The organism is uncultured Novosphingobium sp., from assembly GCF_964277725.1.
In the GTDB taxonomy this organism is placed as follows: Bacteria; Pseudomonadota; Alphaproteobacteria; order Sphingomonadales; family Sphingomonadaceae; genus Novosphingobium; species Novosphingobium fluoreni.
Genome location: NZ_CAXYKL010000062.1, coordinates 1 through 11559, shown reverse-complemented (window position 1 = coordinate 11559; position 11559 = coordinate 1). Strand labels below are relative to the sequence as shown.

Below are 11559 nucleotides of genomic sequence, written 5' to 3'. Positions count from 1 at the left end.
GTACATCAATGGCTTCTACAACACCCGTCGTCGTCATTCATATCTGGGCGGCATCAGCCCGCTCGCCTTCGAAGCCAAGGTGGCTTTATGAGAGAGGTGACCGGCACAAAACCGTTACAAGTCCACGACCGGTGTCTAGGGCCTTATAGTTGAACGGCATCTCGCCGTTAGCAAAGCCGACCGCCAATGCGCCAGCGGCTATCGCGGCGAGGATTATTCCGCTGATTGCCAGCTCATTCATCCGTGAATGCTATCAGGCGCCGCTCCGTTCGCAAGTAGAGTACGCCGCTTGGCATCTTCCATCACGCGCCAGCTTCTGATTCAGCGGCATCATGAGCCGATACGACCTGACCGACTTCGAGTGGCGCGTGATCGAGCCGCTCCTGCCTAACAAACCGCGCGGTGTACCGCGTGTAGATGATCGGCGCGTGCTGAACGGCATCTTCTGGGTGTTGCGGTCAGGTGGGCCGTGGCGCGACCTGCCTGAGCGCTACGGCCCACGCACCACCTGCTACAATCGCTTCGTGCGATGGAGAAAGGCGGGCGTATGGGACCGGCTGATGGACGCCATTACCGCCGCGCACGATGGCGACATCCAGATGATCGACAGCACCTCCGTTCGCGCCCACCAGCAGGCCGCGACGGCAAAAAGGGGGGTGCAGATCACTGTCTCGGTCGATCTCGCGGCGGGCTCACGACCAAGATCCACGTCGTCGTCGACGCGCAAGGTCTCCCAATCCGGCTCGGCCTAACCGCAGGGCAGACGCACGACGGGCAGATCGCCGACGCGCTGCTCGACCACCTCGAACCTCACACTATCGTGCTCGCCGACAAGGCATACGATGCCGACCGCATCCGCGCGCTGATCCAGGACCAGGGCGCTACGCCCAACATCCCGCCAAAGAGCAACCGCAAGTGGAAGCCGTGCTTCTGCAAGCGGCTTTACCGCAAGCGTAACCTGATCGAGCGGTTCTTCTCCAAGCTAAAGCACTTCCGCCGAGTCGCCACCCGCTACGACAAGCTCGCCGCCAACTTCCTCGCCATGGTCCAGCTCGCCTCGCTGCGGCTGTGGCTGCGGGCTTATGAGTCTATGGCCTAATACACTCGGCGCCAATCCAGATATGCACGAGGCGGTGGAAGATGCCGAGCTGGAATTGGCAAGCTACTGACGATGGAAGTAGGAACGCCCCCGAAGCTAGGTTGCGAAGGTGGCGACACTGGGTCACAACTACAGCTACTTAGACCCGTAGCGACATCAACGCAAACTACTGTTTAGCGAGAGTTTTGTTACTACGAAGCAACTATTGGGTTAATCTGATAACTACAGCACAGGTGTGTGCGCCTTTCTCCTTAAATCTGGTGGCTCCATTTCATGCATAATTTAAAGGGGGAAGGGATTGTGCGGAAGTACTTTTGCTGACATTCCCTGAGCCAGTGGCCAGTGAGCCACAATGTGGGGGAAGACATGCGAGAGATGATAATTTTCCCGAACCGGCGTATGGTTTGTCTGTCTGCATTTGTTCTGATCGCATCTATCAGCGGTGCACAAGCGCAGACGCAGAACAACGTTCCAGATGTGGAAGATGGAGAGGCAGATAGCGGGGCGAACGATATCGTCGTTACCGCCCTGCGCCGTGCAGCGAACATCCAGGACATCCCAATCAGTGTCACGGCAATCTCAGCCGTTGCGATTGATCAGGCCGGCATTGCAGATAGTTCGCTGATTGGCCAGGCCACGCCGGCCCTTAACATGGCCAAGGTTGGCATCAACGTCATTCCCACGATCCGTGGCATTGGCACGAACAACGCAGCGCTCGGCGACGATGCAAACGTCGCGGTCTATGTCGATGGTGTCTACAAACCAAGCGCGGTGGGCAACAACTTCGCGCTGGCCGGGATCGAGCAGATCCAGGTTCTCAAAGGCCCGCAAGGTACGTTGTTTGGACGCAACGCTGAAGGCGGTGCAATTCTGATTACAACCCGCACGCCATCCTTTACGCAAGTCGAAAGCCAAGGCAGCGTCGCCTATGGCGAACGCAACACGCTTGAGGCCAAAGGCTACTTGTCGGTGCCATTCTCGCCTACTGCGGCGTTGAGCTTATCGGGAATGTATCGCCGCGCGGATGGCTACAACCACGACGATTATTTGGACCAAGACATCGGCGCCATCCGCGATGTCGTCGTTCGGCCCAAGCTAGCCCTGGCGCTTTCGGATACCCTCACCGCGACCGCGCTGTTCCAGTACGCGCATACCAGCGACGCCAGCGGCGTTGCCTACGCGCCAATCCTGGCGGGTGGGAGCCGACCGGCATACACCGGCTTGCCGGCGGGTGCGAACCTGCCCGTGCCAACCAAGCCACGCCATACGGCGTTGTCGTTCGTGCCCGTCAATCGGGTGGCGACGTATGACGGCTCCTTCAAACTGGCGTATGAGGGAGACAACGTCTCGCTTTCGTCGCAAACGTCGATGACACGCGTTCACAACATGTCACACCTCGATTCCGACCAGGGGCCGCTGAATCTGGCGGCGTCTCGCATCCGGTCGCGCGAACGGACCTACCAGCAGGAGTTCCTCCTTAGTGCACCGCGCGGAGCGAGCATTCAGTGGGTGGCTGGCCTGTTCCTCTATTCGGCCAAGGCATCTTATGCCCCACGGACAGGTGAATCGAGTGCGAATGGCGTGACCCCGCTGTCGGTCACGACGTTCTATGCCGATCTGAAATCGAAATCCGCCGCTCCGTTCGGCGAAGTGACGGTGCCGATCGGCGAGCGCTTGAAGGTGACGGGCGGCGCTCGCTACACTTGGGAACGTCGCTCGATCGAAGGCTATCAGATCTCACCTGCCAACGTAGTCACGACGAACACCGGACAGAGCCGCCTGTTCAAGAGTTTCACGCCTCGCGCGATCATCGCCTACGAGTTTCCAGACGTGGTGAACATCTACGCCTCCTACAGTCGAGGGTTCAAGAGCGGGACATACAATTCGACCAATCTGACCCAGCCCGAGGCCGATCCCGAGAAGCTCACCGCCTATGAACTGGGTGTAAAGACGCTGTCGCATGGGCCGTGGCGCGCCAGTGCCGCGGTATTCTATCAGGATTACAAGGCGATCCAGTTGTCCGCTTTCAACACCACCGGGTTCAATGTGGTGCTGTTCAACGCCGCGACAGGCAGATCCTACGGTGCGGAGGCGGAAGTCCATGGCAAGATCGTGGATGGCCTGACGCTCGATGCCTTCGCTTCCTATACCAACGCGCGCTATGACGACTTCCGTTCGGCGGTCGTCAACGTGCCTAAGGCGAACGGCGCTGCCGGCCTGCAGACGCGGACCAATGTCGACGTGAGTGGTGAGCGCTTCATCCGGGTGCCCAAATGGACGGCCGGCGCCACCATCGGCTACGCGCAGCCGTTGGCTGGCGGCGTTCTGACCAGCAGCGCCAACATCTACTACCGATCCAGCATGGCTTGGGATCTCAGCTATATCAACAAAGCTCAAGGCTACGCTTTGGTGAACGGCGATATCGCCTGGTCGCCCGAAGGGTCGCGCTGGTCCTTCGGCGTCTTCGCCCGCAACCTTCTGAACAAGAATTACCAGACGGGCGGCAACTCCAATGCGAACACCTATTACACGGTCTGGGGCGAGCCACGGGTCATCGGCGGACGCGTCACGCTGGCGCTCGGTCGATGACGTGGCCGTCGTGACGCAGTTCGACACGGACCGGCAGCTACGAGCATGACGATGGCGGTAAGCGATGGCCGACGTCGCTATGTTCTGTTCGTGCTGACGGCGATCTATATGGTCAACACTATGGATCGAGGCATCCTGGCGATCCTGGCCGAGCCGATCCGGCGCGACCTGGCGATCAGCGATACCCAGTTCGGCGTGCTGACCGGACTGGCGTTCGCCTTGTTCTATACGACCTTCGGAATACCCGCCGGTTGGCTGGCCGACCGCCTTGGCCGCACCCGCGTCATCGCCGTGGGCTGCGCGCTATGGTCGGCTTGTTCGGCGGCGGGATCGCTGGCCACCAGCTTCGCCACGCTTGCGCTCTCGCGCGCGGGCGTGGGCTTGGGCGAAGCAGGCGGCACGGCTCCGTCTTACTCGTTGATCTCCGATCTATACGCGTCCGAACGGCGGGGCGGCGCGTTGGGTGTGTTTCATCTGGGTTCCTCCTTTGCCGCGCTCATCAGTGCCAGCGGGGGTGCTTGGCTTGCCGCCATGTATGGCTGGCGTTGGGCGCTGGGCGTCATTAGCCTGCCGGGTGTCCTGTTCGCGCTACTGTTATGGCTGACGGTACCCGAGCCAAGACGTGCGCCGAGCGCTCCGAAAGGCGAACCTTTGGGAAAGATCATCGCCGGTTTCCTGTCCGACCCGCTGCTGCGCGCGACGGCGCTGGGATCGGGGCTGACCGCATTCTCCACGTATGCCATAGCCGCTTGGTTACCGGCGATGCTGATGCGATCGAAGCAGATGACATTGGGCGATCTCAGCCTGTGGTATGGTTTGCCGAGCGCGGTACTGGTGGGCTTAGGTGTCAGTTCGGCGGGTTGGCTGGCCGATCGGCTCGCCCGAAGGGACGCGCGCGCTTACGCACTGGTGCCGATGGCATCGACGATTACGCTGTCGGTGCTGATCGTCCTCGCAGCCCTGGCGCCAGGATGGCCTCTGGGGCTGGTCGCGGGCTTGCTCGCATTGGGCGTGAGCAATATGTTCCTCGCGCCGCTGATCACCGTCATTCAGAACAACAGCGCGCCTGAGAGCCGCAGTTTGTATTCGGCGCTGTTCCTACTCATCAACAACCTGATCGGGGCTGGCTTGGGCCCGCTCTATGTCGGGATGGTGAGCGACGCCTTCGCCCCGCGCCTGGGTGAGGGTTCGATCGTCGCCGGCTTCGCGGCGCTCGCGCCCACAGCGCTGCTGGCGGCTTACGTGCAATGGCGGGTTTCAGCGTTGATCCGCACTCGGAGTGAAAGACGATGAACTAAGTCTTGTTGATATAACATATACCCAGACGGCGTTAGCAGTGACCATTCATCGCGCGAAGAACGGCTCTCGTATAGAATGCGCCTGCGAACGCGGATGAGCCAGTGTTGTCGATCCACGGGAAGGACGACACCGGAGTACTGTATCGGCAGAGCCAGTTCATGGCGAACGCCCTAAAGGGCGCGAACAAGCCATACGGGCTGGTCACGCTAAACGGAGAGGATCACTTGCTTTCGCGCGAGGACACTCGCAAACGCATGCTCTTGGAGACTGTTCGGTTCGTTCAGAAACATAACCCGGCCAGTTGATCGACAATTGAGCGGCGTGACCGCTTCACCAGCTTTCCTTCAGCTGCCACGACGTACCTCATTGGTCACCCTCGCAGGTCTGGCGCAGGTCGAAATTTCCGACTTTCCCACGTCAAAGCGCTTTTACTGGGCAACGACCAAATCCCGACCTCAGGTCAGACTGGGATGCGACTGGGTCGACGGCAAAAAAGGCGTACCAGCCGGACAATTACGTATCGATTACAACGGCCTAAGAAGATCCGTGACTAGCCTTCGTAATGCGGGGGTCACAGGTTCAAGTCCTGTAAGCGGCACCACCTTCTTAAAGACGCTTTGCAAGCCGCCGCCGCCGCGATCGGCGGAAGACGCTATGGCCTTGAAAACGTTCTAGGTGCCGTGCGCCACCCCACGCCATTTGCAATTTACTGCGATTTGTCTACACAGAAGTCGCCGACGTCGCCTGCGACGGACCTTTGAGAAGCCACGCTTCCCTCCTTTGTCCCTTACTTGCCTCACCGAAGCCGGGATGTGCCGCGATTGGCGCATACCCGTCATACATGGGATAAAGGATACCCATATGATCACTGGAACCGTAAAATTCTTCAATCCCGACAAGGGTTATGGCTTCATCGCGCCTGAGAACGGCAAGGAAGACGCCTTCGTTCATATTACCGCGGTTCAGGCCGCCGGGATGAGCACGCTGGATAAGGACCAGCGCGTTATGTACGAATTGGAGACCGATCGCCGTGGCAAGACCTCGGCCGTAAATCTTCAGTCTGCCTGAAATTCGGCGATGATGCGGATGGCTACGGCCGACCGCATCATCGCGTCTTTCCGCAGCGAAGTTTTTTCAAGAACGAGGTTCCAGCCATGACCGATCCCAGCAGCCGCCCGTTCCTTATCAACAAGGACGAGGCCGGAAACTTCCGCCTTACGGTCAGGACCACGCGCTACAACTCGCGAGGCTATCCTCTGGTCACCACGACCCTTCAAGACGAAACCTTCAAGACGGCCAATGCCGTGCGTGCGTTTGCTCGCGAAAACTTCCAGGCTCAACCGGGCGAGTACTCTACCAAGTAGCAAGGTCTCGGCACGGGAACACCAGGCTGGGCCACAGGCTCCAGCGGGGCCTGTGATCACGAGACAGGAGGGCATGGTTCAGGCCAGGCCCAAGCAGACCGGTCAACCCCTCTTCTCTCGATTAGCGGGTGACTTCAACGGCAGAGGATACCGCGATGGCCAAGGGCTAGAAGAAATCCAACAGGGAAGAGCGCAAGCCGAAGGCCGCCAAGCCCCCGAAGCCGAATGCGTCCAACCCATCCGTCAAGCCGGGTCCCGTCGGGATCGTCACTCTCAAAAGCTGACCAGAGCCGGGGGAATTCCCCCGCTCGCATGTTTCAAGACGCGTTCGTGACAAGAAGCGCCGGGTTGGTGCTTCGTTGACGGTCACACGATTCCATAGGCTGCGCATCGTAAGCGGCAGCACCTTCGTCGGGTAATATCGCCTCCGCTCTTGTCCCTCGCGTGATCGCGCGTATGGGCGGGATACCGTCCGGGCGTTCGGCGAGGTGCGTGCTTATGAGCTTGAACATCCTGCTAGTGGAAGACGATCGCCAGTTGCAGCGACAATTGCGTGAGCAGCTTTCGGGCCATGGTCATGAGGTCACGGTCGCCGACGATGGCCGGGCCGCGCTCGATCTGATCAGCCGCTATTCCTTCGATGCCGTGGTCCTGGATTGGATGCTGCCGGGCATGACCGGGCTGGACGTGCTGCGCCAGTTTCGCGCCGATGGCATGACGCTGCCGGTCCTGATGCTGACGGCGCTGGGGCAGATCATGGACAAGGTCGAAGGGTTGGAGGCCGGGGCGGACGACTATGTCGTCAAACCGGTGGACCCGATGGAACTGAACGCTCGCCTGAACGCCCTGGTGCGGGGGCGCAAGGCCGCCGATAAGCCGGCGGACACCATCAGCGCGGGTGACATCGTGATCAGTCCCACGCGGCTGCGCGTCTGGCGTGGCGAACAGCCGGTGCCGTTGACCCAGATCGAGTTCAAGCTGCTGGTGGAACTGGCGCGCGATGCCGGGACGGTGCTGACGCGGGCCATGCTGATCGAGCGGGTCTGGGGGCATGACTTTGTGACCACTACCAATCTGGTCGACGCGCATATCCGCCAGCTGCGCCTGAAGCTGACGCAATTTGGCGACGATCCGATCCAGACCGTGCGCGGCGTGGGCTACCTGCTCCCCGCATGAGGATCGCGCCGCGCTCGCTAAGGGGACTGACCGCAGTCTTCCTTGCGCTGTTCCTGGCGACGACGGTCCTGGCGGCGGCGGGGACGTACTGGGCCACGCGCTCCACGATCAGGACGCTGGTCGATCGGCGGATCGCGTCGGAAAGCCTGGAGCTGGCGCCCCCCGGCGCCCGACTATCGCGCGCCGAGCTGATGCGGCGGATGATCGACGTGGCGAAACAGCGTGATACGGCAGACCTTGGCCTGCTGCTTATCGATCCGTCCGGACGAGCGATCATCGGCAATACCCACCTGACGCGCCCGGTGCCGATCGGCTTTTCCTCGCTCGACGATGAAGACAGCATCGAGGGCCTGAGCGCCGGTCGCATCTATGTGCGCGACGTGGGTGCGGGAATGCGCCTGGCGGTTTTCGGGGAAACCGAGCCGATCGACGATTATCGCTCCGCCCGCCGCCAGATCTACCTGATCGCATTCGGCGCGATCATCGTGGTGGTGCTGCTGGGCCTTTTGCTGTTTCGCCGATTGATCGGACGGCGCATCCGCGAAGTGCGCGATACCGCCCAGTCCATCATCGATGGTGACTTGTCACGGCGCGTGCCGCTGGAGGGCGATGGTGGGGAATTCGATCAGCAGGCCGCCGCCTTCAACCGCATGCTGGATCGGGTCGATCAGCTGATGACCGAGATCCGTTTCGTCTCCAACAACATCTCCCACGAAATGCGCACGCCTCTGGCGCGGCTGCGCAACGAGTTGTCTTCGCTGGAGAACCGCGCCGATGGCGATCCCTTGCAGGAAGCGATCGCGCAGGCGCGCGAGCAGGTAGATGACTTGCTCGGCATGTTCGCGGCCATGTTGCGGATCGCCGAGATCGAGAGCGGATCACGCCGCGCAGGCTTTACGACGGTGGACCTGAACGCCCTGGTCGAGAGCGTAGTCGAAACGGTTGCCCCGCTGGCGCGAGAGCGTGATCAGCAGATCGCGGTCGCCATGCCGGATGCTCTGGCGCTGGGGGGCGATCGCCAGCTTTTGGCCCAAGCGCTGATCAACCTTTGCGAGAATGCGGTGCGGCATACACCGCCGGGGACTAGCATTCGGATCTCGGCGGACCGGCGCAGCACCGAAATCACTCTAACGGTCGCCGACAATGGCCCCGGCATCCCGGAAGACCAGCGCACCGTGGTAATGCAGCGCTTTGGCCGCACCGAGCATGGGCGGCGGCAATCCGGCCATGGCCTTGGCCTGCCCCTGGTGAATGCGATTGTGCGTTTGCATCGCGGCACGATGAAGCTGACTGACGGCGATCCAGGCCTCAGCATCGTCATCACCCTGCCGATCCAGGGCGGATAGACATTCAGCCCTGACGCCTCGATGATAAAAAAGGCGTGACGCACATTAGCGCGTCACGCCCAGGGGGGTATGGAATTCCAGACAGCGCGGGCGCGACCGCCCGCGCCGCGCCGGTCGTCAGAAGCGGATGCTGGCGTCCAGGCCGTAAGTGCGCGGCGCGTTGAAGTTGCCGTAATCACCCAGGATGTTGTTGATATTGCCGGTCGTCACGCTGGTGGTCGGCGCGGCGGGCAGGCTGTTTGAGGGATCGCGACGGAACACATACTGTTCGTTGAATAGGTTGCGGCCCCACAGCCCCAGCGTCAGCTTGCGATCACCAATGCCGATGTCCGCCAGCGAGATGCGACCGTTGAAGATCAACGAGGCGTCCGCCTTGGTGCCGAACTGGTCGAACGCCTGCGTCGCCTGCGCGTAGTTGCCGTCGAAGTGGAACTTCAGGGTGGTGTCGCCCTGGCCGAGCGGCAAGGCGTAGTCGATCGCGCCGCTGGCGGCGTTGCGTGGCGTGAAGACGATGTAGAACTGCTGGTTCACCGTCGTCGTCAGCCCGGCCGCCGTGTAGCTGACCGGCACCAGCGGGATCTTGGTGTAGGTGTAGGCATAGGACGCGTTCAGCGTCAGGCCTTCCAGCGGATTGACCGTCAGGTCCGCCTCGATACCGCGGATCTTGGTGGTGCCGGCGGCGTTGATCGTCACCAGATTGTTGAAGTTCGAACCGTTGAACGACTGGATCGAGCTGATGTCGACCTGGCTGTTCTTGCGGTCCATGATGTAGCCCGCCAGGTTGAAGCGCGCGCGATGGTCCCAGAAATCGCTCTTGAGGCCGATTTCATAGGATTTCACGTCTTCAGGACCGAACGACTGATAGTTGGCGGTACGCGAACTGGCGCCGCCCGCACGGTAACCGGTGGCGTACTTGGCATAGAGGTGCAGATCGTCCGTGGCGTCATAGGCCAGGGTGACCATCGGGTTGAAGCGGTTCCAGGTTTCGCGCAGCGGCTTATAGCCCGCCGCAATCGCCGCTGCGGGATTCACATCGTAGTTCACATTGCGCGAGAAGTGCAGGACGCCGCGCTTCTTGTCATGCGTGTAACGTCCACCCACCGTCAGGTGCAACTGCTCGGTGGCGTTGTAGGTGACCTGGCCATAAGCGGCATAGCTCTTCGACCAGACTTCCGAAGCACGGTCGATCGAGCGGCAGCCGATCTGCGATCCGAACCCGTTCGAGCCGGTGCAGGGATCGAGGATGGTATAGACGGCCTGGCCTTGCGCGTTGCGGTAGACGCCATTGGAGTTCGGCGTAGCGGCATCATCGCTGACGTGCTCGTTGAAGTAATAGAGGCCGGCGACGTAATCGATCTTGCCCACGGTGCCCACGGCCTGCAGTTCCTGGCTGAACTGGCGCTGGCGCAAGTCGGCCAGGCTGTAGCGGCTGAAACCGCAGGGCTTGGCGGCGGTGCAGGCAGCGGTCAGGTTGACCACCGGCACGCGGTGCGCGCCGCCCGAGTTGTCCCACTGGGTGGCATCAACGCCGCGCCATGCGGTGATCGAACGCAGCTCGATCTCGGGCGAGACGGCCCACTTCAATGAGTTAGTGAAGCCATGCGTCTTGTCCACGCTGGGCTGCTGCGGCACGCCGATATCGGCCACCTTCATGCGGCTGTCGCCGTTGACGACCACGCCCGGCAGCAGCGGCTTCACGGTACCGGCCAGCGCGGTGTAGTTGGTGCCCGGCAAACGGCAATTGGGCGCGGCGGCCTGCGGTCCGGCGACGCAACCGTTGGGGTTGTAGTTCAGCAGCTGGCTGTAGAACGGCGTGTTCGCATCGCGCGCCACGTCGTAGGAGAAATCGTTGGTGATCGAGCTGGTCGGCTGCCAGCGCACCGCGGCGCGCAAGCCCTTGCGGTGATAGAAGTTGAAGCCGCTCTGGCCTGCCAGCGGGTTCTTCGTCGTGGCATCCTGATGCTGGACCACGCCGTCCAGCTTGATCGAGAAGCCGGCCATCTTCGGCAGGTCGATGTGGAAGTCACCGTTGTAGGCGCCATAGTTACCCACGCCGCCATCGACCCGGCCGCCGAACACGCCGCTGGGGGCCTTGCTGACGATGCTGAGCGCGCCGCCTTCGGTGTTGCGGCCGAACAGGGTACCTTGCGGCCCCTTCAGCACCTCAATGCGCTCCACGTCGAATAGGCCGGCGTTGAGGCCATGCTGGCGACCAAGATAAACGCCGTCGACATAGATACCCACGCCCTGCTCACGCGCGGGCTGGTTGGCGTCCAACGGCACGATGCCACGGATGCCGATGGTCAGTGCGCTCTGGCGCGCCTCGAAAGTCGCCACGCGCAACGAAGGCACGCCGCCATCCGCCAGATCGTAAAGGCTCTGGACGTGGCGATCCTTCAAGACCTGGGTGTTCACCACCGAGATCGCGATCGGCGTGCTTTGCAGATTGGTTTCGCGCTTGGTGGCCGTGACGACGATTTCGCCCAGGCCGGCATCATCGGCAGCAGCGGCGGGAGCGGCCGGCATTTCATCAGCGGCAGCGGCGTAACTGGCGGTGGCGGTCATGGTCGCCAGCATCGAGCCGGCGAGCAGCGCCTTGCGCACAATCGAATGTCTCATAGTGGAATCGCACCCTGTATAACGATCTTGGTTATGCTGGGCGGGCCAATATGGCTGGATTGCGACA

At 61.6% G+C, this 11559-nt stretch carries 9 protein-coding genes and 1 pseudogene; 9 read left to right on the top strand and 1 reads right to left on the bottom strand.

What is annotated here, in order from left to right:
* The 9 genes and pseudogenes from ACHWRX_RS03805 to ACHWRX_RS03765 form a co-directional block, all read left to right on the top strand.
* Positions 1–91: IS3 family transposase (locus tag ACHWRX_RS03805; protein ID WP_394658149.1), on the top strand; the 91-nt coding region annotated here is incomplete at its 5' end.
* Between the two features lie 241 nt (positions 92–332).
* A protein-coding gene (locus ACHWRX_RS03800) for an IS5 family transposase (RefSeq protein ID WP_394658148.1) occupies positions 333–1099 on the top strand; the annotation gives its coding sequence in 2 pieces (ribosomal slippage) (positions 333–657 and positions 657–1099; 768 coding nt in all).
* A gap of 399 nt (positions 1100–1498) precedes the next feature.
* Positions 1499–3688 carry a TonB-dependent receptor gene (locus ACHWRX_RS03795; protein WP_394658147.1) on the top strand — a complete coding sequence of 730 codons (2190 nt, stop codon included), beginning with the start codon at positions 1499–1501 and terminating at the stop codon, positions 3686–3688.
* Between the two features lie 45 nt (positions 3689–3733).
* Positions 3734–4981, top strand: a complete 1248-nt coding sequence (locus ACHWRX_RS03790) for a spinster family MFS transporter (protein WP_394658146.1) — start codon at positions 3734–3736, stop codon at positions 4979–4981.
* A gap of 104 nt (positions 4982–5085) precedes the next feature.
* Positions 5086–5292: pseudogene (locus ACHWRX_RS03785) on the top strand (alpha/beta hydrolase family protein); the annotation flags it as partial.
* Positions 5293–5848: 556 nt separating this feature from the next.
* Positions 5849–6055, top strand: a complete 207-nt coding sequence (locus ACHWRX_RS03780) for a cold-shock protein (protein ID WP_394658145.1) — start codon at positions 5849–5851, stop codon at positions 6053–6055.
* A gap of 86 nt (positions 6056–6141) precedes the next feature.
* Positions 6142–6351 (top strand): hypothetical protein, encoded by a 210-nt coding sequence (locus ACHWRX_RS03775; protein ID WP_394658144.1) that lies wholly within the window; start codon positions 6142–6144, stop codon positions 6349–6351.
* 498 nt (positions 6352–6849) lie between these two features.
* The gene (locus tag ACHWRX_RS03770; RefSeq protein WP_394658143.1) at positions 6850–7527 is read left to right on the top strand and encodes a response regulator transcription factor; all 678 of its coding nucleotides are present in this window, start codon (positions 6850–6852) and stop codon (positions 7525–7527) included.
* Complete coding sequence (locus ACHWRX_RS03765) at positions 7524–8873, top strand: ATP-binding protein (RefSeq protein ID WP_394658142.1); 1350 nt, start codon at positions 7524–7526, stop codon at positions 8871–8873. The genes ACHWRX_RS03770 and ACHWRX_RS03765 overlap by 4 nt, the downstream gene beginning before the upstream one ends.
* Positions 8874–8990: 117 nt before the next feature.
* Here the strand turns inward: ACHWRX_RS03765 and ACHWRX_RS03760 are convergent, their stop codons facing one another.
* The gene (locus ACHWRX_RS03760) at positions 8991–11492 is read right to left on the bottom strand and encodes a TonB-dependent receptor (RefSeq protein ID WP_394658141.1); all 2502 of its coding nucleotides are present in this window, start codon (positions 11490–11492) and stop codon (positions 8991–8993) included.
* Positions 11493–11559: the final 67 nt, after the last annotated feature.